This window comes from Desulfofundulus thermobenzoicus, from assembly GCF_009428905.1.
In the GTDB taxonomy this organism is placed as follows: domain Bacteria; phylum Bacillota; class Desulfotomaculia; order Desulfotomaculales; family Desulfovirgulaceae; genus Desulfofundulus_A; species Desulfofundulus_A thermobenzoicus.
This window is the reverse complement of sequence record NZ_WHYR01000038.1, coordinates 1-26,257: the sequence shown is the minus strand read 5'-3', so window position 1 is coordinate 26,257 and position 26,257 is coordinate 1. Positions and strand designations below refer to the sequence as shown.

General features: G+C 58.7%; 25 protein-coding genes. 1 reads left to right on the top strand and 24 read right to left on the bottom strand.

From position 1 onward, the window contains the following. Nucleotides 1–160: 160 nt before the first annotated feature. The 3 genes from prfA to rpmE form a co-directional block, all read right to left on the bottom strand. Nucleotides 161–1,228, bottom strand: a complete 1,068-nt coding sequence (gene prfA, locus GFC01_RS12905) for a peptide chain release factor 1 (protein ID WP_152947542.1) — start codon at nt 1,226–1,228, stop codon at nt 161–163. After that, a complete protein-coding gene (locus tag GFC01_RS12900; RefSeq protein ID WP_152947540.1) occupies nt 1,218–2,096 on the bottom strand; it encodes a DUF1385 domain-containing protein in 879 nt (292 codons plus the stop codon). The genes prfA and GFC01_RS12900 overlap by 11 nt, the downstream gene beginning before the upstream one ends. Nucleotides 2,097–2,300: 204 nt before the next feature. Then, nucleotides 2,301–2,501, bottom strand: a complete 201-nt coding sequence (gene rpmE / locus GFC01_RS12895) for a 50S ribosomal protein L31 (RefSeq protein WP_152947538.1) — start codon at nt 2,499–2,501, stop codon at nt 2,301–2,303. 196 nt (nt 2,502–2,697) lie between these two features. On the opposite strand from rpmE, the gene GFC01_RS12890 reads away from it, so the two are divergent. After that, on the top strand, nt 2,698–4,041 hold the full coding sequence (locus GFC01_RS12890; RefSeq protein ID WP_152947536.1) for a diguanylate cyclase: 1,344 nt from the start codon (nt 2,698–2,700) through the stop codon (nt 4,039–4,041). A gap of 101 nt (nt 4,042–4,142) precedes the next feature. On the opposite strand, the gene GFC01_RS12885 is transcribed toward GFC01_RS12890, so the two are convergent. The 21 genes from GFC01_RS12885 to GFC01_RS12785 all read right to left on the bottom strand — a co-directional run. After that, nucleotides 4,143–5,528, bottom strand: coding sequence for a radical SAM family protein (locus GFC01_RS12885; protein ID WP_152947534.1), 1,386 nt, complete (start codon nt 5,526–5,528; stop codon nt 4,143–4,145). Between the two features lie 179 nt (nt 5,529–5,707). Then, nucleotides 5,708–6,610, bottom strand: a complete 903-nt coding sequence (locus GFC01_RS12880) for a peptidoglycan DD-metalloendopeptidase family protein (protein ID WP_152947533.1) — start codon at nt 6,608–6,610, stop codon at nt 5,708–5,710. A 92-nt stretch (nt 6,611–6,702) separates the two neighbouring features. Beyond that, entirely contained in the window at nt 6,703–7,320 is a 618-nt protein-coding gene (locus GFC01_RS19420; RefSeq protein WP_243137566.1) for a hypothetical protein, read from the bottom strand. A 41-nt stretch (nt 7,321–7,361) separates the two neighbouring features. Further along, a complete protein-coding gene (gene rho, locus GFC01_RS12870; RefSeq protein WP_341473968.1) occupies nt 7,362–8,678 on the bottom strand; it encodes a transcription termination factor Rho in 1,317 nt (438 codons plus the stop codon). Nucleotides 8,679–8,790: 112 nt separating this feature from the next. Then, the gene (locus GFC01_RS12865; RefSeq protein WP_152947531.1) at nt 8,791–9,243 is read right to left on the bottom strand and encodes a DUF2062 domain-containing protein; all 453 of its coding nucleotides are present in this window, start codon (nt 9,241–9,243) and stop codon (nt 8,791–8,793) included. Next, the gene (gene fsa / locus GFC01_RS12860; RefSeq protein WP_341473967.1) at nt 9,230–9,895 is read right to left on the bottom strand and encodes a fructose-6-phosphate aldolase; all 666 of its coding nucleotides are present in this window, start codon (nt 9,893–9,895) and stop codon (nt 9,230–9,232) included. Before fsa ends, GFC01_RS12865 begins: the two co-directional genes overlap by 14 nt. A gap of 25 nt (nt 9,896–9,920) precedes the next feature. Then, nucleotides 9,921–10,781, bottom strand: coding sequence for a class II fructose-1,6-bisphosphate aldolase (locus tag GFC01_RS12855; RefSeq protein WP_152947555.1), 861 nt, complete (start codon nt 10,779–10,781; stop codon nt 9,921–9,923). A 129-nt stretch (nt 10,782–10,910) separates the two neighbouring features. After that, the gene (locus tag GFC01_RS12850; protein ID WP_152947529.1) at nt 10,911–11,318 is read right to left on the bottom strand and encodes a response regulator; all 408 of its coding nucleotides are present in this window, start codon (nt 11,316–11,318) and stop codon (nt 10,911–10,913) included. 134 nt (nt 11,319–11,452) lie between these two features. After that, nucleotides 11,453–12,217, bottom strand: a complete 765-nt coding sequence (locus GFC01_RS12845) for a Yip1 family protein (RefSeq protein WP_152947528.1) — start codon at nt 12,215–12,217, stop codon at nt 11,453–11,455. Nucleotides 12,218–12,296: 79 nt separating this feature from the next. After that, nucleotides 12,297–13,247 (bottom strand): signal peptide peptidase SppA, encoded by a 951-nt coding sequence (sppA, locus tag GFC01_RS12840; protein ID WP_341473966.1) that lies wholly within the window; start codon nt 13,245–13,247, stop codon nt 12,297–12,299. Nucleotides 13,248–13,441: 194 nt separating this feature from the next. Continuing rightward, a complete protein-coding gene (locus tag GFC01_RS12835) occupies nt 13,442–15,055 on the bottom strand; it encodes a CTP synthase (protein ID WP_152947526.1) in 1,614 nt (537 codons plus the stop codon). A 105-nt stretch (nt 15,056–15,160) separates the two neighbouring features. Then, nucleotides 15,161–16,840, bottom strand: coding sequence for an arginine--tRNA ligase (gene argS, locus GFC01_RS12830; protein ID WP_152947524.1), 1,680 nt, complete (start codon nt 16,838–16,840; stop codon nt 15,161–15,163). A gap of 10 nt (nt 16,841–16,850) precedes the next feature. Further along, nucleotides 16,851–17,273, bottom strand: a complete 423-nt coding sequence (locus GFC01_RS12825) for a YwiB family protein (RefSeq protein ID WP_152947522.1) — start codon at nt 17,271–17,273, stop codon at nt 16,851–16,853. 190 nt (nt 17,274–17,463) lie between these two features. After that, nucleotides 17,464–17,640 (bottom strand): hypothetical protein, encoded by a 177-nt coding sequence (locus tag GFC01_RS12820; RefSeq protein WP_152947520.1) that lies wholly within the window; start codon nt 17,638–17,640, stop codon nt 17,464–17,466. Nucleotides 17,641–18,270: 630 nt separating this feature from the next. After that, nucleotides 18,271–18,975: a hypothetical protein gene (locus tag GFC01_RS12815; protein ID WP_152947518.1), complete on the bottom strand. Its 705-nt coding sequence runs from the start codon at nt 18,973–18,975 to the stop codon at nt 18,271–18,273. A gap of 30 nt (nt 18,976–19,005) precedes the next feature. Next, nucleotides 19,006–20,322, bottom strand: coding sequence for a sulfite exporter TauE/SafE family protein (locus GFC01_RS12810; RefSeq protein WP_152947516.1), 1,317 nt, complete (start codon nt 20,320–20,322; stop codon nt 19,006–19,008). A gap of 277 nt (nt 20,323–20,599) precedes the next feature. Continuing rightward, a complete protein-coding gene (locus GFC01_RS12805; RefSeq protein WP_152947514.1) occupies nt 20,600–21,202 on the bottom strand; it encodes a CBS domain-containing protein in 603 nt (200 codons plus the stop codon). 29 nt (nt 21,203–21,231) lie between these two features. Next, nucleotides 21,232–22,854: an IS1634 family transposase gene (locus GFC01_RS12800; protein ID WP_341473965.1), complete on the bottom strand. Its 1,623-nt coding sequence runs from the start codon at nt 22,852–22,854 to the stop codon at nt 21,232–21,234. A gap of 484 nt (nt 22,855–23,338) precedes the next feature. After that, the gene (locus GFC01_RS12795; protein WP_341473964.1) at nt 23,339–24,862 is read right to left on the bottom strand and encodes an SLC13 family permease; all 1,524 of its coding nucleotides are present in this window, start codon (nt 24,860–24,862) and stop codon (nt 23,339–23,341) included. Between the two features lie 22 nt (nt 24,863–24,884). Next, entirely contained in the window at nt 24,885–25,469 is a 585-nt protein-coding gene (locus tag GFC01_RS12790) for an indolepyruvate oxidoreductase subunit beta (protein WP_152947512.1), read from the bottom strand. Beyond that, on the bottom strand, nt 25,462–26,257 hold a 796-nt coding region (locus GFC01_RS12785; RefSeq protein WP_194174946.1), incomplete at its 5' end, for a thiamine pyrophosphate-dependent enzyme. The genes GFC01_RS12785 and GFC01_RS12790, both read right to left, overlap by 8 nt.

Here is a 26,257-nt window from a genome sequence, read left to right as displayed (position 1 = left end):
AACTTTCCTCCCGAATTACGGTGAAAAAAGCGGAACCAGGTAGCAGCCGTTCCCTGTTTTTGTCCGGCAAGAATATTTTAAGGAAACCGAAAAAGGCGTACGCGAAAACAACCTAATTTACTTTTTGACTCCGCATCGAAAAAAGCGGCCTGTTCCCTTTTTAATGGACCTGCTGCAGGCGCTGGGCCTGGTCGGTGGTCACCAGGGCTTCGATGATTTCGTCCAGGTTGCCCATGAGCACTTCGGGCAACCGGTGGGTGGTTAAACCAATGCGGTGATCGGTCACCCGGCTCTGGGGAAAGTTGTAGGTGCGGATCCGCTCGCTGCGGTCGCCGCTGCCCACCATGGAACGCCGGGCGGAGGCCAGTTTTTCCTGCTGCTCCTGCTGCAGGCGGTCCAGCAGGCGGGCCCTCAACACCCGCATGGCCTTGTCTTTGTTTTTATGCTGGCTTTTTTCATCCTGGCAGGAAACCACTATGCCCGTGGGCAGGTGGGTGATGCGCACCGCCGACTGGGTGGTGTTTACCGACTGCCCTCCGGGACCGGTGGAGCAGAAAACATCAATGCGCAGATCATTGGGGTTGATCTCCACGTCCACTTCCTCCGCCTCGGGCAGCACGGCCACGGTGGCCGCCGATGTGTGAATGCGGCCGCCGGACTCGGTAACGGGTATGCGCTGCACCCGGTGCACGCCACTTTCAAATTTCAACCGGCTGTAGGCGCCCCTTCCTTCAATGAGGAATATAACTTCTTTGATGCCCCCCAGATCGGTGTAGCTGGTGCTCATCAATTCCGTTCGCCAGCCCTGGCGCTCGGCATAACGGGTGTACATGCGGAAAAGGTCGGAAGCAAAGAGGGCGGCCTCCTCCCCGCCGGTGCCGGCGCGGATTTCCATGATCACGTTCTTTTCATCATTGGGATCCCTGGGCAGGAGCAGAATTTTCAGCCGGCGCTCCATTTCCCCTTCTTTTTCTTTCAGCTCTTCCAGTTCCTGTTCCACCATTTCCCGGAAATCGGGCTCCAGCTTTTCCGCCAGCAGTTCCTTTGCCTCCTGGATGCCCCGGCGCACCTTTTTATATTCCCGGTAGGCAGCCACCACCTCATCCAGTTCGGCATGAGCCTTTACATATTGCTGCCAGCGCTCCCGGTCGTTAATCACCGCCGGGTCGGCAATAAGGGCGCTCAATTCTTCATAGCGCTGTTCCAGGCTGTCCAGTTTATCGAACATGGGTCGCTTCACCTTCCTTCAAAACCGCCCCCAGGGCGGACAGGGCCACCTCCACCTGGGTGTCGTCGGGCTCACCGGTGGTCAGGCTCTGCAGCCAGCGTCCGGGGGTAATGAAGAGACGACATAGAATAAAACGGGGATATTTGGCCGAGAGTTTTAACAGCTCATAGGATAACCCGGCCAGGACCGGCAGGAGCAGGATGCGGGAGGCAATCCGCCACCAGAGCACCTGCTGGCCCAGCAGGGAAAAGAGAAAAATGCTCACCACCAGCACAATCAATATAAAACTGGTGCCGCAGCGGGGATGGAAGGTGGAATAGGGCCGCACATTGGCCACGGTCAGTTCCTCCCCCGCCTCGTAAGCATTGATCACCTTGTGTTCCGCCCCGTGGTATTGAAACACCCGCCGGATATCCGGCAAACGGCCGATGGCGGCCACGTAAAGCAAAAAGACACCCAGGCGGATAATTCCCTCCACCAAATTCTGGGCCACCGGGCCCTTAATATAACCGGTGAGGAAGTGGGTTAAACCCGCCGGCAGGACGATAAAGAGAAACACGCCCAGGGCCAGGGCCGCAACCAGGGTAAGGGCTATTTCCCCGGGCCTGATCTCCTCCTCTTCCCCCACCGCCTGGCCGGCGGAAAAGGAAAGGGCTTCCAGACCCATGACCAGGGACTCCACCAGCACCACCACGCCCCGGATCAACGGCCACTTTAAAAAGGGAAAACGGCCGGTCAGGGAACCCACCGGTTTTGTATCCAGGACAATGGTGTTGTCGGGACGGCGGACGGCCACCGCCCGGGAGACGGGCCCCCGCATCATCACCCCTTCGATTACCGCCTGACCGCCGTATTGAAAACTGCTCATGTTCTAATCCCCTCTACAAAATACCGCCACCCAAAACAACAGCCGGGCGGCGCCGGATAAGTAACGGATGTGTCAAAGAACCGTCCCCTGACACACCCATGCCAGTAAATAAATAGCAGAGCCCCTGCTCTGCTACCTCCAATCCTAATTGTTAAGACATGGAACGGGCCCGCACCGGTAAACCGGTTCACCTGCCCGGCCATCCTATTTTAAACCGTATTTCTTGCGGAACCGGTCCGCCCGTCCCCCCGTCTCCACAGTTCGCTGGGAGCCGGTATAGAAGGGGTGGCACTGGGAGCAAATTTCTACTTTCAATTCTTTTTTGGTTGATCCGGTTTCAAAGGTGTTGCCGCAAACGCAAACCACCCTGGCCTTACCATATTTTGGATGAATGCCTTCCTTCAAGTAAATCACCTCGCTTGCCTGATTGGTCCAGGGACACCCGAAAGACCCTGCATACTATGTAATTATATCATAGAAAAAACGTCCGGAGCAAGGCTTATAAATTAATCCTTGAAACTAATTCTTGAAACGGTAGTGGTTTCATGATAAGGTAATAATGTCAAAATAGACCCATTGCTGATGGGAGGTTTTTCGTAAGTTGGCGGCACCTGAGACCCCCGGCACGGTATTGCTGGTCTCCCAGGATAAGGATACCATTATTTCCTTCACCACTCAACTGGATTTCAACCGGTTCAACCTGATCGTTACCGTTCAGGAACAGGAGGCCATCAAAATAATCCGGCTGGGCTGGCCCGATGTACTTGTTATCGAGGCCGAAAGCCTCTCCTGTGCGGAGGAATCCCTTTGCCGTTTCCTGACCGCAGAGAAACCAGTATTGCCCATAATTGCCATCACCGGGGAAAAGGCGGTCCTTCCGGAATACCCCGGGCTGAACATTTCCGAAGTGCTGCATAAACCCATCAGCAGCCTGGAACTGACGGCCAGATTGAAAGCAGTGCTGCACCTGCGCCTGCTGGAAGAGCAATTGCAGGACATTTCCACTCCGTTGGGAAAGCCCGCCCTGGTATTGATCGTTGAAGACAGCCCCCTGCAGCGGCAGGTGCTGGCCCGCTACCTGACCACGGAAAACCTGCAGGTGATCACCGCCTCCACCGGGGAAGAAGCGCTGAAACTGGTGGAAAGCACCCGGCCCGATCTGGTGATCCTTGATTTGATCCTGCCGGGAATGGACGGTTTTGAAGTATGCCGCCGTTTAAAAACCGATCAGGCCACCGCCGTCATCCCGGTGGTGATCATTACCTCCAAAAGCGGGCGGGAAGAACGGATCCGCGGCCTTTTGTGCGGGGCGGAAGACTTCCTGGTCAAACCGGTGGACCGGCGGGAGTTGCTCATCCGCACCCAATCTCTGGTACGGCGCAAACAATTAATGGACACCCTTTTAAACCAGGCCAACCGGGACCCCCTCACCGAACTGTATAACCGGCGCCAGCTGGAGGCGGAACTGCAGCGGGAGCTGTCCCGGGCAAAGCGTTACCACCAACCCCTGGCCATGATCATGGTTGACGTGGATAACTTCAAACATTACAACGACAGCAACGGGCACCAGGCGGGAGATGAAGCCCTGCGCCAGCTGGCCGCCCTGCTGACCAGGCATACCCGGGAGGTGGACATAGTGTGCCGCTACGGGGGAGAGGAATTTGTGATCCTGTTGCCCCAGACCGGCCTGTCCGGGGCGGTTACCGTGGCGGAAAAATTGCGGCAGGTGGTGGAGGAACACCCCTTTGCCCACAGGGAAAAACAACCGGGCGGCCGGTTCACCATCAGCCTGGGGGTGGCGGTATACCCGGACCACGCCCTGGACGCGGAAGGCCTTTTGTCTGCGGCCGACGGGGCCATGTACCGGGCCAAAAGGGCCGGCAAGAACCGTTACGCCACGGCGGAAGGTTCCGGCACCTGCACCCCAATGGGGCCGGAGAAATGAAGGAACCAGGCATTAAATGCCAATCCCAATGCGCAACTTCCAGTAAAATATAAGGGCCGGACCGGAAAAAGACGGCTAAAACGACATTTGTCCTGACTTGTCTAGTAAATAGGGTGGCTGTGGACATCCCGGCTGAAATTGCCCACCAGCAGGCCCTCAATCTGTTGCAGGCGGTGGATCAACTGCGGAATCCCCAGGGGCTCGCCCGGACAGGGGGGCAACCGGTCAAAAAGGTAGTCCGGGTCTATGTTCAGGTTGCGCAACTGGACCATTTGTACGCCGGTTTCCCGAATAAAAGCCAGCAGGCTCCTTATTTCCCCCTCCCGGTCGGTAAGGCCGGGCAGAACCAGCAGGTTCAGGGAGACAAACACCCCGGCCCGGCGGGCCAGCTTGATGGAACGGGCCACATCCTCCAGACCGTAACCCCGGGGGCGGTGATAGGCATTATATATCTCCGGGCGGGCGCTGATCAGGCTCACCCGCAGGGAGTCCACTCCTGCATCAACCACCCTTTCTATGCCGGCGGTATGGCCGGCATTGGTATTCATATTGACGGTGCCCCGGGAAACCGTTCGCCGCACCCGGGCCACCGCCGGGGCGATGACCCCGGCCGCCAGGGCCGGTTCCCCCTCGCATCCCTGACCGAAACTGACAATGGCGCCGGCAGCGGTCCTTAAATGTTCCCCACATATTTCCACCACCGCTTCCAGGGAAGGGGATGTTTTGATGCGCCCCTGGGGGGAAGGGCAGCACCCGGCCGGTTGCTCCGAAATACAGCCCAGGCAGCGGGCGTTACAAACCGGCGATACGGGTACGCCCCCTTCCCACCGCCGGTAAAAAATATTCTGGGCGGTAAAGCATGAATAATCCAGGGCACAGTGAGCCAGCTGAGCCAGAATGGGGTTGCCGGGGTGTTTTTTCAGCCCTTCCTGCACCAGTCCGGGCAATTCCGGTGTGTTATAATGCCGGGGGTCCCAGCGCTGGGGATCGTCCGTCCGGCGGGCGGCGGCCCAGAGGCGACCCCGCCCCCAGGCCACGGCGGTGTAGCCGAAAAGGGGCAAAGGTTTTTCCCCGCCCGGCCGGCGGTAGGCCGGCAGCAGCGTGCGGGTGTAGCCCTGGGGCAAAAGGGCGGCCAGGGCAAAGGCCCTGGCGGAAGCTCCCCGGGTGTGGTGCAGGGCGCCCCTTTCCCTGCCGGCCCTTTCCTGCACGTCCGGACCCCCACCGGAGCGGAAGTGGTCCGCCCACTCCCCGGATGGATGGGACCGCCCCTTTCCCGGCAGGTGCTCCAGAAGCACAAAATTCCCCCGCCGGTCCAACCCCACCGGGTGCCCACCCGGGATCAGCACCAGGGAGGCCCCCTCCGGCAGGGGGATCAGTTCCCGTGGGGTAATCTCCACAAACCGGTCACCGGTGCGGCCCACCGCCGCCAGCCCGGGGTGATCGAAAAACCGGCCGGCCTCATCGGCATAAACCAAACGGAAATCCATTTATGTCCACCCTTCCCCGCACTGCGCCGGGACGGCAAGAAACCTGCCCCCCGGAGACCCGTCCCGGCAGGGCGGTCTCCAGTGGGGCAAATACTGGTCGTTGGATACCCGGCAGGAACTTACTCTTTTAAAACCGGCAGCTTAATAGGGTTAATGTACCCGGTTCGTTTAACTTATTCTTACGTCCGCATCCGGGTCAGGCACCACAGGGGGTCGTAACAAACACCGTTCAAACGAACCTCCAGGTGCAGGTGGGGACCGGTGGAGCGGCCCGTGCTGCCCACCAGGGCGATAACCTGGCCTTCCTGCACCGTCTGCCCCGGGGAAACCAGCAGTTTGGAAGCGTGGGCGTAGAGGGTCTCCAGCCCCTGCCCGTGATTAATGATCACCGCCAGACCATAGGTACCCCGCGGGCCGGCAAAGACCACCCGCCCGTCTTTCACTGCCCGTATGGGCTCCCCCTCGGCGGCGGCAATATCCACCCCGTGGTGGGGACGGCCTTCCCGCCAGCCAAAGGGCGAACTCACCCGCCCCACCACCGGCCAGGCCAGCTGTTCCACCGGCAGGGACGGTGCGGGCTCCCATACCGCCACCGCTTCCTGCTCCCCGGCAGGGATGATCAGTTCTTCCCCCGGATTCACCCTGTCGGGGTTGGCCAGGCCGTTGGCAGCGGCCAGCTGCCAGAGGGGCACATGATAGCGGCGGGCAATCTCCGAGAGGGTTTCCCCGGATGCCACCCGGTGCTTCAGGCGGCCGGGAACACGCAGTTCCTGGCCGGGCAGGATCAGGTCGGCGTTTCTTAAGCCGTTCGTTTCCTGTAACACAGAAACCGGCACTCCCAAACGGCCGGCAATGGCCAGCAGGGTATCCCCGGGCTGTACCCGGTAGACAACCCCCTCTTCATCCCGGTTACCCGCCTCCTCCACCGGTGGTAAGCCGCCGTAGGGCTGATCAGTCAATATGGCCTCGTCGGGAGAGGCAAACAATGGCGCCAATCCGGCGAGATAACCACCGGCCAGAACGCCTGCGGCCACCACAAGGGGGGCCATTTTTTTCAGCTGCTTTTTAACTAACTTGCGCATATTCCATCCTCTCCTCCGGCTGCCTGGCAGCCTAAGGAAGAGGATTGCCCAAAACCCGCCCCTTTATACATCCAGCGTAACTGCTCAGTCACCTAACCTTTGGCCAGGCGCAGGTAGGTGGTCTCCAATTCCAGCCGGTCAATTTTCTTTTCTATGCTTTCCAGGGCGGCAAAGATGCGGTTATTCACGTCCAGTTGAACCTCCCGGGCGTCAAACAGGGCGCGGAGCTGTTCGATCACTTCATTTTCCAGGCGGGTTTCCAAACGCAACTGCCCTTCCTGCAGCGCGGCCACATCCGCCCGCAGGGCCTTCTGCCCTTCCTGCAGCGCAGCCACATCCGCCCGCAGGGCCTTCTGCCCTTCCTGCAGCGCAGCCACATCTTCCCGCAGGGCCTTCTGCCCTTCCTGCAGCGCGGCCACATCTTCCCGCAGGGCCTTCTGCCCTTCCTGCAGCGCGGCCACATCTTCCCGCAGGGCCTTCTGCCCTTCCTGCAGCGCGGCCACATCTTCCCGCAGGGCCTTCTGCCCTTCCTGCAGCGCAGTTACATCTTCCCGCAGGGCATTCTGACCTTCCTGCAGCGCGGCCACATCTTCCCGCAGGGCCTTCTGCCCTTCCTGCAGCGCGGCCACATCTTCCCGCAGGCCCTTCTGCCCTTCCAGTAGCACCTGCAGTTGTTGTAATACCAGTTCCTGAAACTTTGCATTATCCATGTTTTCTTTCACCCCAGAACTAATTCCAGTGTTTTAAAGAGCTACGGCCCTTCGGAGGTGATATCCCGGCGCACGTCGGGAGGCCTGTCCGGGGGCACCACCGGTCCGCTGCGGCGGGCGCTGCGGAATTGCCGCAGCAATTCCTCATTGGTCTTGCTCTTCTTCATACGATCCACCAGCATCTCCATGGCCTCCCAGGAAGCCATGCCCGCCGTGGCCTTGCGGAAAAACCAGATCCATTCCAGTTCGTCCCGGGACAGAAGAAGTTCCTCCTTGCGGGTGCCGGAGCGCTGCACGTCAATGGCCGGGAAAAGGCGCCTTTCGGCCAGACGGCGGTCCAGGATGAGCTCCATGTTACCGGTACCCTTGAATTCCTCAAAGATGACGTCGTCCATGCGGCTGCCCGTTTCAATGAGCGCCGTGGCCAGAATGGTCAGGCTTCCCCCTTCCTCCACGTTACGGGCTGCGCCGAAGAAACGCTTGGGCTTGTGCAGGGCCGCCGGGTCCACCCCGCCGGAAAGGGTGCGTCCACTGGGGGGAATGACCAGGTTGTGGGCCCGGGCCAGGCGGGTGATGCTGTCCAGCAGGATGACCACATCCCTTTTATGCTCCACCAGCCGCTTGGCCCGCTCCAAAACCATTTCAGCCACCTTCACGTGGTTTTCCGGCGGCTCGTCAAAGGTGGAACTGACCACCTCCCCGTCCACGGACCGCTCTATATCGGTCACCTCTTCCGGACGTTCATCGATCAAAAGCACCATCAAATACATTTCCGGGTGGTTGCGGGTGATACTGTTGGCCACGTCCTTTAAAAGCATGGTTTTCCCCGCCTTGGGGGGGGAAACAATCAAACCCCGCTGTCCTTTACCCAGTGGAGCCACCAGATCGATAACACGGGTGGAAATATGATCGGGAGAGGTTTCCAGACGGATGCGTTCCTGGGGATAAAGGGGGGTAAGTCCGTCAAAATGCAATCTTTCAGCCGCCGTTTCCGGATCAGCACCGTTAACCTGCTCCACCCGCAGCAGGGCAAAGTAACGTTCATTTTCCTTGGGACCGCGCACCTGCCCGGCCACCAGGTCGCCGGTACGCAGATCAAAACGGCGAATCTGGGAAGAGGAAACGTAAATGTCGTCCTGGCTGGGCAGGTACTGGAAGGGCCGCAGGAAACCAAACCCGTCCGGCAGAATCTCCAGTACGCCCTGGGCGTAAAGCAGCCCGTTTTTTTCCGTCTGGGCCTTGATAATTTCAAAGATCAGCTCTTTTTTGCGCAACCGGGAATAACCGGTCAGCTCCAGCTCCCGGGCCAGCCTGTACAGTTCCTGCAGGGTTTTGCCTTCTAATTCGGAATAATTCACCGGACATCCGATCCTTTCGGGGAGAATAGATTATCTTTGGATGCGATGGACATAAGGGAAGGTTGAACCATGTGAGGAATGGAAACATCCGCTTAACAGGAAGGTTTTTAAACTACTTCTGCCGGCTTTCGAGCAGGCGGCGGACCGGGAAATAAACCAGCAACCAGGCCAGGGAGGCATCAACCAGCGCACCGAGCAGAAAGGGATAACCCAGTTCCCTGATAGCCGGTGGAACCGGATGGGCATCCGCGGTGGCCACCATTACATCGTCCCCTATCAGGGCACGTCCCACCATATAGTTTAATGCGTAGAAAAAAGGTACCGCCCATTTAAAAAAAGCGGCCGACAGGGCGGCCGCAACGGCATTGACCCGGATTAGCCGGGCCAGCAAATAGGCCACCGGGATGCTGATCAGGGGTATGGGGAAAAAATCCAGCGCCGCGCCCAGGGCCACCCCGTGGGCAATCCTGGAAGGCGCATCGGGCAGGTTTATGATTTGATTATACTTCGCCTGCAAATAATTTTTCAAGTGACGCCATTTTTCCTTTGCCTTAAGCGTTAACATTTATCCCTTTGGCCTTTAATGCGGCCCAATCGGCCAGGAATTTTTCCATGCCCAGATCGGTCAGGGGGTGCCGGAGCATTTGCATCAGCACCTTGTAGGGAATGGTGGCGATATGGGCGCCGGCCCTGGCCGCCATGATCACATGCAGGGGATGGCGGATACTGGCGGCGATGACCCTGGTTTGAAAATCATAGTTGCGGTAGATGTCCATAATATCCCCCACCAGTTCCATCCCGTCGTGGCCGATATCATCCAGCCGGCCCACAAAGGGGCTGACGTAGGTGGCTCCGGCCAGGGCGGCCAGCAGTGCCTGGTTGGCGGAAAAGACCAGGGTCACATTGGTCTTAATCCCCCTGGCCGCCAGGGCTCTGACTGCCTTCAGCCCTTCGGCGGTCATGGGTATTTTCACCACAATATTGGGATGAATGGCCGCCAGGGTCTGTGCTTCGGGAATCATGTCTTCCGCCCGGGTGCTCACGGCTTCGGCGCTGATGGGGCCGTCCACAATGGCGGTTATCTCCCGCACCACCTGAACAAAATCCCGCCCTTCCCGGGCAATCAGGGAAGGGTTGGTGGTTACGCCGCTAATCACTCCCAGAGCACTGGCCTTTTTAATCTCCTCCACGTTGGCCGTATCCAGAAAGAGTTGCACTATATGATCCTCCTCGAAATAGGATTTACCCCCGGGCTTTGCCGGAACAGCCGAAAAGGCGGATCTTCTCCCGGATTACTTCTACGGCCGCTTCCCTGGCCGGACCCAATACTTTGCGCGGATCAATTTCATCGGCATCTTCCGCCAGAATTTGCCGCACCGTTCCCACAAAGGCTTCCCGGATGTTGGTATCGATGTTCACCTTGCGCACACCCCGGCGGACGGCTTCCCGAATGGCCTCACCGGGCACGCCGGAAGAACCGTGGAGTACAATGGGAATGCGCACCAGTTCCCGTATCCGGCTCAGCCGTTCAAAATCCAGCTTCGGTTCACCCTTATACCGCCCGTGGGCCGTACCGATGGCCACGGCCAGGGAATCAACGCCCGTTTGTTCCACGAAATAACGGGCTTCCTCCGGATCGGTAAAATATGCTTCCGCCTCGGACACCGCAATATGGTCCTCGGTGCCGCTAATCTTCCCCAGTTCACCCTCCACGGAAACCCCCACCGGCCGGGCCACCGCCGTCACCTGGCGGGTAACGGCAATATTTTGCTCCAGGGGTAACTTTGAGCCGTCAAACATGACCGAGGAAAAGCCGGCCCGCACACAACGGATCACCTGTTCAAAGCTGGTGCCGTGATCCAGATGCAGGGCTACCGGTACCTGGGACGATGCGGCAGCCACCCGGGCCATGGCGGTAATATATTCAATGCCGGCGTACTTGATTGCCCCCTGGCTGGCCTGCATGATCACCGGAGCTTTTTCAGCCTCGGCAGCCGTGATAATGGCCTGCACTATTTCCATATTATTGCAGTTGAAAGCCCCCACTGCGTAACCTTCCCTTTCCGCCTCCCGCAGCAGGGCACTGACCGGCACAAAGGACATCTTTTTCCCGCCTTTCGTTTTTTCCATTATCCCCCGGCAGAAAATCTTTTATGTCCCTGTGTCATTTCCGGGGCAGCCCATGGAAAAGGCACTGGCAGTATGTAAAAGACAGCTGTGTTCCTTACTTATTTATCCTATTTCCTCCATGTACAATCCGGCGGACTGTTTTTCCGGCAGCAGCGCTTTAACCAGGTAACGGACTTCCTGTAGATCAAAAGGTTTGTTCAGATAATGGCGGACGCCCTGCCTTTTGGCCTCCGCCACCAGATCCAGTTCACCATAGGCAGTCATCATAATAACCGGCAAATCCGGATTCAGTTTACGCAATTCCCGTAAGACATCCAGACCGCTCATACCCGGCATCCGCATATCCAGGAGCACCAGATCCACAGCATTCTTTTTTATTTTCTGTAAAGCTTCCGGACCGGAGGCGGCCAGTTCCACATGCATTCCCTCGTCCACCAGAGCCTCAAAAAGCAACCGCCGCACCCCGGCCTGATCATCAACTACCAGCAGGTTATGCCCGTGTCTGTCCAAGTTCTGTCCCCCTCCCCCCGTTGGCTGTTCCACTCCAGCAGCAAGCCAGCATATGAAAGACCGCCTTTAATTGCTTTCGTCGGGGAAAGGGAAATCCCTGCAAGCCGGTATAAATTTTCACCATGCCGCTCCAGTTAATGGAAGGTCGACAGTCCAGCCAGAAAGATGGCCAGAAAAATAACGCCGGTAAGGATAAAAACCGCCGGCGGTAAGAGTACCGCTCCCATGGCCCGGGCGGTGGAAATCCGGTGCACCTCTTTCATCCCCATAACCACCAGGACCACGCTCCAGACCAGCACCAGCAATCCCAGCAGGGCCGTGACGGCTGTAAAAACAGCACCCCGGACACCGGCCAGCATGAGGAGCATATCCACCGGCACCATGATCAATGACGGCAGGGCGGCCAGGGCGGTCACCGCCAGCACCCCCACCGGCCGTCCCTGACCGCCCAGAAGACCGGCAGTCAGGTGGAACAGCGCGCTGAATACAAACCACTCCAGGTATTGAAACACCAGGCCCGCCACGGCCATCCAGGGCGCCGCCGCCTTCATCATCCAGCCCATGCCCAGGTGATCCTCCATTCCCGGCACGGTCAGACGGTAGCCGGTAAGCACCCCCATCACCGCCCCCACCAGATTCACCAGGGTAAAGATGAGCACAGCGGGCAGCAGGGGAGGCCGGGAGGCCACCCGGCGGAAAATACCTGCCGGGTCAAAGAATACGCCGTAAATCAGATCCAGAAAACCGGGCGGTTCCCGGCCGGGACCCTCTCCCTCCCCGGTCCCGGGATCATGAACACCGGTTATTTTTTCCGTTAAAGCATTTCGTGCCGGTCCGGCAGGGGCGCCATTTTCCGTTCTTTCCCCCGGAGACGGGTATTGTTCCGGCCTTTCTTCCAACGGGATCACCACCCAGAAAATAGTCGTTGGTCGTCAGACACCAGTAGCAGGATTAAGTAACCCGGCACTCACCGGTATCTCAAAAAATATTATTGTTCCCCGGTCCTGAAGGCAGGCACAGGGGTGCCAGAAGCCAGATGGCCGTTTGGGTTTCCGGCCGCCAGCGCCATCCGGACAGGGCTGTACCGCCCCACATGCCGGACCACAAGCCCCGGGGGCTCAAGTCGGTAACCCGGGGCTCGTCGCCCAAACCGGCCAACCGTCCGGCCACGCGGATGGCGTCCTGCAGATTGCCCAGCTCATCCACCAGCCCCAGTTCCCTGGCCTGCCGCCCGGTAAAAACACGACCGTCGGCCAGACTTTTCACCCGCTCCAGGTCCATTTTCCGGCCCCCGGCCACCGTCTGGAGGAATTGATCGTAGATATCATCGACCATACCCTGGAAAATCTGTTGTTCCTCCGGAGTTACCGGCCGGCTGGGGGAGCCCATATCCTTGTGGGGACCACTTTTAAAAGTGCGGGTGGCAATGCCCAGTTTATTATATAAACTTTGCATGTCCTGCACCTGCATGATCACACCGATACTGCCGGTGAGGGTGCCGGGATTGGCCACAATGCGGTCCGCCCGGCAGGCAATCCAGTAAGCTCCCGAGGCCGCCGCATCGCCCATGGAGGCCACCACCTTTTTACCCCCGGCTTTCAGGCGATCCACTTCGGCGGCAATCTCCTGGGCACCGGAAGCGGTGCCACCCGGACTGTTCAGGCGCAAAACCACCGCCCGTACCGAGGGATCCTCCGCCGCCCGGCGCAACCGGGCAATAACCTCCTCCGAACCGGTCTGAACGGAAAAGATCCCGGGAGCCGCCCGGCCGCTGACAATGGTGCCGGTAATGGAAATCACCGCCACCGTGCCCGTGCCACGGCCCCGGGCGAGATCCCCGCCGGGACCGGAAAGAACGGAAACCATCCCGGCCACCAGGGAAAGAAGCACCACGCCGACGACCACCACGGCAACCAGTCGTTTTTTCACCGCCGCATCCCACCTCGCCTCAAGCCTTTTGCCTACCGGGGTGCCGTCCCCTTTTTCTCCCAACCACTACCCGGCACCACCGGAGTTATGCCGCCGGCAAATGCATAACAATCACCGGCATTAATTAATAGCTGCTTTACTGTACAACCCGTTTCCCTAGTCTTTACTAAAGTGGCGGCGGCCATTCCGCCTTTTTATTTTCGTTTTTCCCGGCAGGCCAGGGCGGCACCGATAAAATCCCGGAAAAGGGGATGGGGACGGTTGGGCCGGGACTTGAACTCGGGATGGAACTGGGTACCCACGAACCAGGGATGCCCGGGCAGTTCGATAATTTCCACCAGGTAGCCGTCCGGGCGGGTGCCGGAAAAAACCATCCCTGCCCTGGATAAATCATCCCGGTAGGCGTTATTTAACTCGTAACGGTGGCGGTGCCGCTCGTAAATAGTATCCACTTCCCCGTAGGCCCGGTGGGCCAGGCTGCCCGGGAGCAGGCGGCAGGGGTACCGCCCCAGACGCATGGTGCCGCCCATGCGGTCCAGTTCCTTTTGCTCGGGCAGGAGATCGATTACCGGATAGGGAGTATGGGGATCAAATTCGGAGCTGTTGGCCCTTTCCCAGTGCAGCCGGTTACGGGCAAATTCCACCACCGCCAGCTGCATACCCAGACAAATGCCCAGGAAGGGAGTCCCATTTTCCCGGGCATACTGCACCGCATTAATTTTTCCTTCAATGCCCCGGTCACCAAAGCCCCCGGGGACCAAAATACCGTCTACATGGTCCAGGAATCCCCCCGCCGGCCTTTGCTCCAGCTCTTCGGAATTAATATAGTGAATATCCACCGCCGCGCCGTGGAAGAGGCCGGCGTGGCGCAGGGCCTCGGCCACGCTGAAATAGGCGTCGGGCAGGGAGACATATTTACCCACCAGGCCGATGGTCACCACCCGGGAGAGATTTTTCATCCGGTTGACCATATCCTCCCATTCGCTCAAATCCGGGGGCTGGCAGGTCAAGCCCAGACGCTCCACGGTTATTTCACCCAGCCCCTCCTTTTCCATCATCAGGGGCACTTCATAGATGGAAGGGGCATCCACCGCCTGAATGACCGCCCGGGGCTCGATATCGCAAAACAGGGCGATTTTTTCTTCCAGATCCCGGGAAAAGGGTTTTTCCGTGCGGCAGACGATTACATCGGGCTGGATGCCGATGCTGCGCAATTCCTTTACGCTGTGCTGGGTGGGCTTTGTCTTCAACTCGTTGGCTACTTTCAAATAGGGCACCAGGGTGACGTGGATATAGAGGACGTTTTCCCGCCCCAGATCGGTGCGCAGCTGGCGGATGGCCTCCAGGAAAGGCAGGGACTCGATGTCCCCCACCGTTCCGCCAATCTCGGTGATTACCACGTCGGGGTTTGATTCCCGGGAAACCCGCAGCACCCTTTCCTTGATTTCGTTGGTGATGTGGGGGATTACCTGAACGGTGGCCCCCAGGTAGTCGCCCCGCCGTTCCTTGGTGATCACCGACCAGTAGATGCCGCCGGTGGTCACGTTGCTGCTACGGCTCAAATTGCTGTCGATAAATCGTTCGTAGTGACCCAGGTCCAGGTCGGTTTCCGCCCCGTCCTCGGTGACAAAGACTTCGCCGTGCTGGTAAGGGCTCATGGTGCCGGGGTCGATGTTGATATACGGGTCCAGTTTCTGGATGGCCACCTTCAACCCCCGGCTTTTCAACAGGCGCCCCAGTGAGGCGGCGGTTATTCCTTTACCCAGGGATGATACCACTCCACCGGTGACAAAAATAAACTTGGCCATAAAAAGCCTCCTGATCCTGTGTTGCGTATTCTACATACCTTATCTATTCTAGTCATGGCCGCAGGGCATGTCAATGCGTTTTTTGTTGTTTTAATAACCACCCCATCACATCCGCTCCGGCGCCGACAGGCCCAGCAGGGACAGGCAGTTTTTCAGCACGGTGCGGGTGGCGTTGACCAGCAGCAAACGGGCGCCGGTCAGGGCCTGATCGCCGGTGATCACCCGGTGACTGTTGTAAAAGCTGTGCAGCAGGCCGGCTACCTCGTGGAGATAGCGGGCCAGGTAATGGGGCGCCAGATCCTGGGCGGCCGCCGCCACCTCCCGGGGAAAATCGGCCAGCTTCCGGGCCAGGGCCAGCTCCGCCTCCTCCTTGAGCAGGGATAAATCCACCTGCCGCGGCGGAGGAAGCTTGCCCCCCTCCAGCTGGCGCAAAATGCTGCAGATCCGGGCGTGAGCGTACTGGATGTAGTAAACCGGGTTTTCGTTGGATTGCTGCCGGGCCAGATCCAGATCGAAGTCCAGATGACTGTCGGCGCTGCGCATGACAAAGAAGTAACGGGCGGCGTCTTTACCCACCTCTTCCACCAGGTCATCCAGGGTGACGAACTGGCCGGAACGTTTGCTCATGCGTACAATTTCTTTCCCCCGGTACAGGCGCACCAGCTGCATGATCAAAATATCCAGGGCGGCGGGATCGTACCCCAGGGCGGCCACCGCCCCTTTCATGCGGGCCACGTGGCCGTGATGGTCGGCCCCCCAGATGTTGATCACCCGCTGGAACCCACGGCGAAACTTGTCCATGTGGTAGGCAATGTCGGCGGCAAAGTAGGTGGGCACGCCGTTACTGCGCACCAGCACCTCGTCCTTTTCCACCCCGAAGGCCGTGGCCTTGAACCACAGCGCCCCTTCATGCTCGTACAGGTAGCCCCGCCGGCGCAGGATATCAATGGCTTCCTGCACCGCCCCTTTATCGTGCAGGCTTTTCTCCGAAAACCACACGTCGTAGCGCACGCCAAAATCGGCCAGGGCCTTTTTGATGGCGGACAGTTTCTCCTGCAGGGCGTAGTCCACCAGGGCCTGGCGCCTCTTTTCTTCCGGTACATCCAGGTAGGTATGGCCAAACCGGGCTATAAAGCCCCGCACCGTATCCACCAGATCCTCCCCGTGATAACCCTCCTCCGGCACTTCCGCCGGCCGGCCCAGGAGCTGGAAGTAACGGGCTTCCAGGGAACGGCCGAAATTATCGATCTGGTTACCGGCATCATTTATATAATATTCCCGGGTCACCCGGTAGCCGGCGAAGTCCAGGATGGCGGCGATGCTGTCCCCCAGGGCCGCACCCCGGGCGTTGCCCATGTGCAAAAGACCCGTGGGGTTGGCGCTGACAAACTCCACCTGCACCCGGGTGCCCCGGCCCAGATCCACCCGGCCGTAATCCGGACCGGCCTCCACAATGCGGGGCAGTTCGGGCAGGACCCAACTGGCGGGCAGGTAAAAATTAATAAAACCGGGTCCGGCAACCTCCACTTTCTCCACCGGCATCCCGGTCAGTTCCAGGTTATCCACCAGCGTCCCGGCAATTTGGCGGGGGGAGAGCCTGGCCGGTCTGGCCAGAAGCATGGCCAGATTGGTGGCAAAATCCCCGTGCTCCTTCTCCCGGGGCACTTCCACCACAAAGTCGGGTGTTTCCACCCGGGGCAGGGCACCCCGGTAAACAGCCCTGGCCAGCGCCTCTTTCAGGGCGCCGGCCAGTTGTTCCCTCACCTCTTGGACAATACCTTTCATCTTAAAAGACCTAGACCTCCTGCACGGTAATGGATAATTCGTTGTAACCGATCTTTTCCCGGCACATTTCCAGTTCATATTCCAGATTAATACTTCCGCCCACCTCTGTCAAGTCAACTTCCACCTTCCAGGGCAGCACCCGGACCCACATGGCACCATAAGGGGTTACGTAGTTGCTCTCATGGTGAATGCCCTCCTCAAAGACCTGCTTTACCTCGGCGGTGCCCATGCGGTTAAGGGTCACCCGGCTGGGCTCGGCCTTCAGGGAAGTGGTGGTGCCGGCCATGCCGGAAATCTCGGACTCGTTGTACACGATGTAATAAGAACTGTTTTTCTGATAATAGTTGGCCTTGGTCACCAGTTCAATGGTCTCCCGCTCTCCCAGGTCATTGGTCTGCGTCCCCCGTACGGTTACCAGTACCTCTTTGCGCAATACCAATCATCCTTTCACCTTTGAGCTGGGCAACGTCTTCTTAACAGAATTTTAATTATTATACCCTGTTTTCCTTCCATCCAAAAGGGGGTTTTTAATATTTTCAAGTGATAAAAAACCCGCCGGGCCTGTGGACAAACAGGCCTGCGACGGGCGTCATTTCAGCCGGTTACCTGTACCACATAAAAAATCAGCGGAAAAGGAAATCCATTACCTTCTGATAGTAATCGTTCATAAAGACCTTGGCCAGCAATACAAAGGTCAGGTTGACAATGGCAGTCACACCCACAATATCCACCGCCAGGGACAGGTCCGCCACCCAGCGGGGTTCGGGAGAGCAGGGTGATAGGGAACGTCCTCTTTTCATTGGATATACCCCCAGTGATTTTTAATTTCTTTCCGGTCGCATACGGCCGGTAGTGACAAACCGGGGGCGTTATGTAGTGACAGATATGTGCAAGATGGAACTATCACAATATCCCCGGCCCTTTGATTATATTATATCGAAGAATTTTCAGAAATCAATAGGCCGGTGACAAAAGGATTGTTTTCGCAAGCACAAAGCGGGCATAAACAAAGGAAGGGCGTAAGTTTTCACTGAAACCGGTGATTAATATAAAGGCACGGCGTTGTCCTTAAGCGATAAGACATTGCGAAGCGCCGGTAACAGTACCCGGCGAGCCGGCCCGGCTCCCGAGGACGCCAACGAAAATCGTCTTTAGAAACGTGACAGAATCACATCGGGCAAAAAAAGTAAGGTAGTATGGTAATAGTAACGATGGCAATCCGAAAGACGAGCCAGAGCCGGCCACATTGCTTCGCCGTGGTACTGTCGGCGCGAAAGCCAAGGAGTGAGCGGGACAACGCCGTGCCTGCACCGGTTTGACTAAATAGTTACGGAAAGGCGAACCCCTGCGATACAATGCCATAAAAAAACACCCCGTTCCGGGGTGAGGAAAACATCCAACCGGTATTTCCACAACCGCTCAAACCTTTTTCATACCTCCGCCTTCTGACCGCCGGTGGCCGTTATACCCAGTCCCTCGAAAATGAACATCATGGCGAAACCGTACCAGATGGTATAGATAACGTAAAACCCCAGCATGAATACGGTAATACCCGGTTTTTCCGCCACTCTGGTGGCGGGGATCCCCTCGAAGTTATAGGCCGGCTCCAGAGCCTTGGTCATGACCGATCCGGTGAAGGACATTTCCGGTGCCATGGCTTCCGCCTTGTACTGCTTCTGCAGGGCGCTAAACAGGTTCCACCAGTAATAGATGGCCTGCCGGGACTCCATGCCGTAACGTTCTTTCAAGCTGCTGCCCTGGTTTTTGAATTCCATGTCCGCGTCGGACAGGGCCGCTTTAGCCACCCTGCCCAGGTCCCCGCTCACCGCCAGCTTCACCCCGTCGGCTTTCACCGTGGCTCCGGCAGCGGTGAACAGGCGGCTCATTTGTTCCGCTTCCCTGTCGTCCCTGGCTTTAAGGGTTGTCTGGAATGCCTTCCCGGTATATTTTTCCGCACTTTTCATCACCGAAGGTATGGCGTAGGTGGATCCTTTGGTCAGAGCATTAAACAATTCGTCGGCGTAGGCTATAAAAGTTTTTCCGTTCATGACCGGACTCATCATCACACCCAGCACCACCAGGAAGGAAAGCAGCAAAACCATTCCGATGAAAAATTCCCGTTTGTGTATTATCATCTGCACACACTCCTTTCCTTATCGGGGACTTCAATGACCCGCACCCACACTGCCACTGCCGGCCAGGGCTGCCCGTTCGGCCTCCCGGATCCTTCCCGCGCCCTTGAAGAAGGCCACCAGAATCCACAGGGAGAAGATACCCACCAGGGCGAAAAAGATCACGGTACCCACGCTGTTAATTATTGCCGCCGCCGAGGCGTTGAGATTGATCCAGCCCACACTGTTCAGTTTGCCGGGCAGCGCGCAGATGCGGTTTACAAAACCGGCCAGAATGGTCAGGGCGTAAAAGGCCCGGATGGTTGCCCCCTTGACCATCTTGGTCACCAGGGCCCCCAGCTGCACCCCCACCAGGGAGCCCAGGAGCATGCCCATGGCCACGCTGTAAAATACGTAGCCGTACGCCGCATACTGGACGATGGACGAATAGCCGGTGGTAAAGATTATTTGCAATATGTCCGTGCCCACGGTGGTAAAGGTGGATACCCCCAGACCGTACACAAACATGGGGAAGGTGAGGAAGCCGCCGCCCACGCCCATGATGGAAGCCACGAAGCCCACGATAAAGCCGCAGATGATAATGGGGTACACCGCCAGGCTCCGGCCACCGGGAACCATATCCTCGTCAAACCTGACCCGCGGCTTCAAAGGAAGGGACTGCAGCCATCTGGCAAAACTGGTGATGGTTGCCTGGCCGGATGCGTCTGCCCCGGAACTTTTCCGGGCCCGCACCCAATCCATCAGCGCATATGCACCCAGAATGCCCAGCATGATGACATAAACCGAACTGATAAAAGCGTCGCTAAGGGCCGGGCTTTTCTGATAAATGGACCGGTTCAGCACACCACCCACGGAAGCGCCGGTAACCGAGCCCAGCACAAACCATACGGCAATCCAGAAGTTTACGTTGCCCATCTTGCGGTGGATGACCGTACCCATGATGGCCTTGGCAAAGAGGTGAAACTGGTCGGTGCCCACGGCCATGATTCCTTTCACCCCGATGCTCATCAGGGCCGGGGTGAGCACATAGCCGCCGCCGGCGCCAATGACTCCGGTAATCAATCCGGCCATGATGCCCACGAAAATGGAGCCCACAAACATGCTGGTGGTGACGAAACTGGGCATATAAGCCTTATCCCCGCCTATATATCCGGGCAGGGAGGCCGCCGTGGCCATTTCCATACCCACACCCAGCAGCACCGGGAGAAGAGCCACCAGCAGCAGTTTCCAGCGCCGGCCCAGGATGACCCGGCTCATTTCCAGTTCCCAGTTGGCCTGCGCCCGGCCCATGGCCGCCAGGACCTCGCCGGTCTTCAGCCCGGCCCCGGCCATTCTTTTGAGAATACCCATGAATAATACCCCCCGATTATCTTTTTCTGTTTTGTGCTTGTCGACCATTTTGCCTGCGGGACTACGCACGCTGGGAATATACCTTTAGCCAGCCCTGTTGCTTTTCGTTCCCGGGCAACCTCCGTCGCCCCGGGTCCCCCACATACCCCCTTTCACCGGTTCTTGACACTACATCGGTGGTGATAATTACTCCGCCCGGCTTCCGCCGGAACCCTTTACCTGCGCCATCCAAACTGCCGCGAAGGATTGTGAATTTGTTCACTAATATGGGTATTTTTTAGTCACTACAATTGAATCCCCTGGACATTTTGGAAAGCCCGGCCGGGTGACGCCTTTTCCGCCCGGCCAGGGCGATTACCCTGGCCTGCCCCCTGCCCGGCAGGGAAAGGGCGGCCACTTCCTTAAAAAGATCCCATAAACGGATTATTCCCACCAGCAGGCCCCACTGCCAGACGGGGAGGACTTCCATTCCCCCGGCCACCATGAAATAAAGGGCCTTATCCAGGTGATCCTCGGCTTCCAGCCGGTGGGTAAGGGGCAGCATGATTTCCCTTACCGGCCGTTCCGCCAGTTCGGTACAGCGCCTGGTAAACAACCCGGGCGCCGACACGGGCTGCACCGCTTCCCGGTCAATGGACCAGCCGGCGTAGGTCTGGTTTTTAAAGAGCACCGGTTCCATGGCCTGCATGATTTCCCGGATACCCACCAGGCCCACCGCCCGGGTCCCCTCCAGAATGATCACTGCCGTTCCATATCCCCGTCCGGCCCCGGCTGAAAGGGTGGCGCACAAAACGGCCACCACTTCCCGCACCCGGCTTTCCAGGGGCATGGTGGGTAACTCCCTGATGGGAATCATTATATCCCGCACCCTCTTTTCCATCGGCCTTCCCTCCTTCTCACGCTGCAGCATTACCCGATTTCCTGCTGCAGGTTGTTTATCCCCAGAACGCGCAAAATCTCCTGATGGATTCTTTGCAGAGGGGTTACCGATTTCATTTCCACGCCGTCCACCCTGTTGATGGCCATTTGCACTTCTTCCAGCAGGGCCAGAGCCTGGCGGGCGGTCAATTTCAATCCCGCGCCGGCCAAAAGCCTTTCCATGACCCTCTCCAGCAGAAGAGCCAGCACGCAGACCACCAGATTGCCGGTTAAGCTTAATTCCTGGTAATATTGCCTGGGGCGGTGTTCAAAGCTGCGGATTTCCCGGCACCCCCGGCCTAAAAGCTTCATGTCCAGGTAAGCCCGCACCAGTTCCGCGCCCCCCACTTCCGGGACATTGGTCTCCAAAACCAGCATTCCGGCACACTTTTCTTCCCGGGCAATCCGGTCCTCCCGCCGGCGATACCTGAATTCCCCGGTGGACCGGTCCACGTGCCAGTTAAAAAATTCCCGGCACAGGTCATCCCTTAAAACAGGCGCTTCCGCGGACAGACCCCCTTTCCGCTGCAGTTCCTGCAACTGTCCTTCCAGGGCGCTCAGGTGCTCCCGGAAGGAAGCTATTTTTTCCCGGGCGGCCTGCGGGCTGTAACAGATGAGCCTGCGTATACCGTCCGCCCCCATTTCCTTGAACCAGAGATCCTGGTCCACCTGGACAAAACCCGTTGCCGGGCCGGGTTCCTCCTGATCGACCCGGCCGTTCCAGATTTCCTCCACGGAGCGGCGGATCAGGTAGGGAAGACCCAGGGCCACCGGCACTTCCAGGTAAGGATTGGTGGGTACCCGGCGGTCGCCCGCAAAAATAACCCTCCGGGCGCCATAGCCCTCGTGAATGCGATTTGTCACGGCCCGCCAGAAACCTTCACCGGCCACTTCCGGCAGGAGATAATGATCCAGGGGCATACCGTTGCCGCTGACCAGCAAAAGAAACTGCACGTTCTTTTCCACCGCCGGCTCTTCCAGCAAATAGCGGCTGTAGAATGAAAGGTTGGGCGGGCCCGCCGGCGCCGCCTCCAGTACGGCATTGACCTGCCAGGCGTAGGTGATTCCCGTATCCACCGGAATGAGGGCGGACAACCGGTGAAAAAGGGCCCCGGCCAGGGCATCTTTTATTTCCGCCACCTGTTCCAGCGCGCGGTAAAAGTGCTGCTCCAGGAGTTCCTTACCCTCCAAATCCGGCAGGTAAAGGCACCGGCACCAGTCGCTGATCACCTGTTTGTTGGGCGGTTTGATCACCTGGTTGATGGTCATCAGTTCCAGCAGCAGGGACAGTTCACCGCCGCCCTTTTTCCCGCCCGTAATGCCGTCCAGGGCTCCCGGTATGTCCAGAATCCGCCACAAATGATGCAGGACCAGCACTTCGCCGTAGCGCAAAATACGGCGGGCCTCCACCCGGGCCGGGCGACGGGAAATCCCACAGACCCTGGCCAGCCCTTCAATGAGATTCTCCACTTTTTCCGGTGTCAGGTTTTCCATATTTCCCAGATTGGCGATGACCCTTTGTTTTACCTTGCTGCCTTCCCGGTAGTTTTCGATCAGTTTCAGGTACGCGTATTCCTTTCCCCCGCTGCGGCTGATTATTTTGCGAAAAAACACGGGTGCATCACCCCCTGTAAGATGACAGGCCACTCTGGAGTAAATCCCTTTTATGTATACCGAGGCTTTTCCACCCAGGTACCACGGCGGGGAGGGAAAAGCACCGGCCGGTCAGGACCCTTCCGGGAAGATTCGCCGCCGGATCCAGTGACCGCTACAGGTTTTAAGAACAATGGTCATGGATGCTGGCAAGTTGCTTCCCGGACGCATGGTCTGTTTTTTGTCACTGCAACCGGTGTGCTTCCCGGTATGCACCTTTTGTCACTATCCTCGCTTTTGTCATTACACCGGTCGCCCGACTTAATAAAAAACCCTTGAAAATGCTGCCTTTTCACTACCTTTGTTCACCACCGTCAGGTCAGCACGGGCAAGGTATGTGCTATATTTCACTATCCCCTTTGCCCTACACCCTCTCTTAACGATAATATAGCACCCTTCCGGTAAAAGTGCAATATGTAACAATCAAAAATTTTTTTCTCATTTGTTACCAGATCCCGATAGCCCGCCACCACAGGTTGGCCAGAAGGGCGATGAGCAGCACCAGGGACAAAAGGAAAAGCACCCCCCCGGCCTTTAAAAAGTCCACCGGCCGCAAAAAGCCGGGTCCGTAAACAATGGCGTTGGCAGGGGTGGCGATGATCAAAAGGAAGGAAAAGGCGGCGGCCAGGGAAGTGGCCACACCGGTGGCCACCGGTGAAATATGGGACAATTCAGCCACCTTGAGGAAAACGGGGCCCAGGACGGCCACCGTGGGGCCGTCGGCCATGGTGTTGGTCACCAGGGCGGTAATGGAGGCGGTCACGGCCAGCAGGTGCAGCCCCTCGGTCATTTCCGCGGCGGCCGCCAGGTGCAGCAGTTGCCCGGCCAGCCAGGTGGCGGCGCCGGTGGAGATGAGCATCCTGCCCATGGAAATGGCTCCGGCGTAGAGCAAAACCACCCCCCACTGGGTTTTGGACTGCAGGTAGCTCCAGTCCACCAGGCGGAATACCGCCGCCAGTATGACGCCGGCCATGGCAATGTTGCCCACCCCGAAACGATGGCCCAGGAAAACCCAGCCGGCCAGCACGGCCAGGAAAATGGCCAGCATGGCCCTGGCCCGGCCGGTCATGGGACCGGCCGCTTCCATCTCTTTTTTGATGGATCCCACGGCCCGGCTCAAATCGGAAATTTCCGGCGGGTAAAGGCTTAAGAGCCAGTAGGTGACCACCGGAATCATAATCAGGGTAAAGGGCGCGGCCATGAGCACCCATTGCCCGTAGCCCACGTTCAGGCCCAGGCTGTTTAACAAACCAATCATCAGGGCATTGCGGGCCCCCCCGGAGGGAGAAGCCACGCCGCCAATAATCACGCCGTAGGAAATGGCCAGCATGAGCAACCGGGCCAGGTTGGGCACCTTTTGATAGCCGCCGCACAGGGATACCAGCCCCACGCCCACGGGCAGCATGATCACCACAGCCGCATGCTCGGTGATAAAGGCGGCGCCAAAAGCACAAAAGGCCACCATACCCAGTATAATCCGTTCGATGCGGGGGCCGCTTAAACGCAGCATGTACAGGGTAACCCGGTTGTGAATGTTGTATTTAATGAGCATGGCCCCGGTCATCAGCACGCCCATGATGAAAATAACGGCATCGTCCATAAAGGTGCGGGGCACCTCGTGGAAGGTACCGATGCCGGTGAAAATCTGGTAGGAACCGATGAAAAGGGCCGTCATGGGCAGGGGCAGCGCCTCGGTCAAAAAGCAAACGACCACAAAGGCCCAGAGCCCCAGGGCATATTTGCCGGCCACGGACAATCCCGGGGGAGTGGGCATGAGATCAATGGCCGCCACCAGGAGAAGGGCCAGCAACAACCACCGGCGCTCCCCCAGGATACCCGGCAGCTTTTTCCCCGGGGCCCTTTTGCCCGCTCCCCGTTCCTGCCCGGCCGGCAGGCCGGGCAGGGCCCTGTCTTTCTCGCGGTACCGGCTCAGATCCAGCACCTTGCGCCGCTCATGCCCGTCATTCACCCGTACTCCCCCCGGGGATAAATTATGCCAGCCGGTAACCGGCCTGAAAGGCGGACCGGTTTACCTCCAGGAAGCGGGCAGGAACACAACTATCCAGGGCTTCGTTCCAGAGAGCAACCGGAATGGGCATCTGCCGGGCCAGGGCCCCCAGCAAAACCACATTGGCCGCCCGGGCGTTGCCGCAGGCCACCGCCCGCTCCAGGGCATCCAGCACCAGGGTGCGGGCACGCCTCTGCAGGTGCCCGATGATCCCTTCCGGGTAGGAAGCCTTCCCGGCCAGGACGGGCACGGGGTAAATGACCTGGCTGTTCACTATGGCCGTCCCGCCGGCCCGCAGGTAATTAATCCAGCGCAGCGCCTCCAGCTGTTCAAAGGCCAGGAGAAAGTGGGCCTCCCCTTCGGGGATCAGGGGGGAATAGACCTTTTCCCCCAGGCGCACCTGGGTGACCACGCTGCCACCCCGCTGGGCCATGCCGTGGATTTCCGACACCTTGATATCGTACCCGGCGGCTCCAGCCGCGTGGGCCAGTATGCGGCTGGCCAGGATGGTACCCTGACCGCCCACGCCCACCATCAGGATGTCCACGGGCTGTAACCGTTCAGCCATTTTGCCGCCCCCCTTCCTGCAGGGCACCGAATTTGCACACCTGTACGCACAGGCCACAGCCGGTGCAGGTGATGGCGTCCACCGCCGCCTTTTGCTCCCGAACGGAAATGGCCGGACAGCTCAATTTCAGGCAGGCCCGGCAGCCGGTGCACAGTTCCGCATCGACCGCCACCGCAGGTCGCCTTTCTTTCTGCAGCAGGGCGCAGGGACGGCGGGCAATGATTACCGACGGTTCGGGGGCAGCCAGTTCCTCTTTGATCACCGCCGTCAGCCGGGCCACATCCAGGGGATCCACCACCTGCACCCTTCTGACGCCCAGGGCACGCACCAGCGCCTCCAGATTTATCGCCGGCGCGTCCCGGCCCATGAGGGTTTTGCCGGTGCCCGGGTGGTCCTGGTGGCCGGTCATGGCCGTGGTGCGGTTGTCCAGGATGATCACCGTCCCGCGCCCGTTGTTATAAACCATGTTCAGCAGTCCGGTAAGGCCCGAATGGAAAAAGGTGGAGTCGCCGATGACCCCCACCGTACGTTCGGCCAGGGATGGATCGGCCAGTTCACACCCGTGGGCCATGCCGATACTGGCCCCCATGCATACGCAGGTGTCCATGCCCTCCAGGGGAGGCAGGCCGCCCAGGGTGTAGCAGCCGATATCCCCGGTAACCAGCAGTTTTAATTTATGCAGCACATAAAATATCCCCCGGTGGGGGCAGCCGGGGCAGAGCACCGGCGGCCGCCCCGGAATGGCCGGCATTTCCTCTCCGGCGGAAGGTGATGGGGCGGGCCGGGAG

Bases quoted from the DNA above. Each gene is read 5' to 3' on its own strand.
- GFC01_RS12835 (WP_152947526.1), bottom strand. From the start codon at position 15,055: ATGGCCAAGTTTATTTTTGTCACCGGTGGAGTGGTATCATCCCTGGGT.
- GFC01_RS12880 (WP_152947533.1), bottom strand. From the start codon at position 6,610: ATGCGCAAGTTAGTTAAAAAGCAGCTGAAAAAAATGGCCCCCCTTGTG.
- GFC01_RS12820 (WP_152947520.1), bottom strand. From the start codon at position 17,640: ATGAAAAGAGGACGTTCCCTATCACCCTGCTCTCCCGAACCCCGCTGG.
- GFC01_RS12790 (WP_152947512.1), bottom strand. From the start codon at position 25,469: ATGGCTGAACGGTTACAGCCCGTGGACATCCTGATGGTGGGCGTGGGC.
- prfA (WP_152947542.1), bottom strand. From the start codon at position 1,228: ATGTTCGATAAACTGGACAGCCTGGAACAGCGCTATGAAGAATTGAGC.
- GFC01_RS12885 (WP_152947534.1), bottom strand. From the start codon at position 5,528: ATGGATTTCCGTTTGGTTTATGCCGATGAGGCCGGCCGGTTTTTCGAT.
- GFC01_RS12815 (WP_152947518.1), bottom strand. From the start codon at position 18,975: ATGATAATACACAAACGGGAATTTTTCATCGGAATGGTTTTGCTGCTT.
- GFC01_RS19420 (WP_243137566.1), bottom strand. From the start codon at position 7,320: ATGGATAATGCAAAGTTTCAGGAACTGGTATTACAACAACTGCAGGTG.
- GFC01_RS12900 (WP_152947540.1), bottom strand. From the start codon at position 2,096: ATGAGCAGTTTTCAATACGGCGGTCAGGCGGTAATCGAAGGGGTGATG.
- argS (WP_152947524.1), bottom strand. From the start codon at position 16,840: ATGAAAGGTATTGTCCAAGAGGTGAGGGAACAACTGGCCGGCGCCCTG.
- GFC01_RS12865 (WP_152947531.1), bottom strand. From the start codon at position 9,243: ATGTTAACGCTTAAGGCAAAGGAAAAATGGCGTCACTTGAAAAATTAT.
- GFC01_RS12855 (WP_152947555.1), bottom strand. From the start codon at position 10,781: ATGTCCTTTGTGCCGGTCAGTGCCCTGCTGCGGGAGGCGGAAAGGGAA.
- GFC01_RS12810 (WP_152947516.1), bottom strand. From the start codon at position 20,322: ATGGGTATTCTCAAAAGAATGGCCGGGGCCGGGCTGAAGACCGGCGAG.
- GFC01_RS12805 (WP_152947514.1), bottom strand. From the start codon at position 21,202: ATGGAAAAGAGGGTGCGGGATATAATGATTCCCATCAGGGAGTTACCC.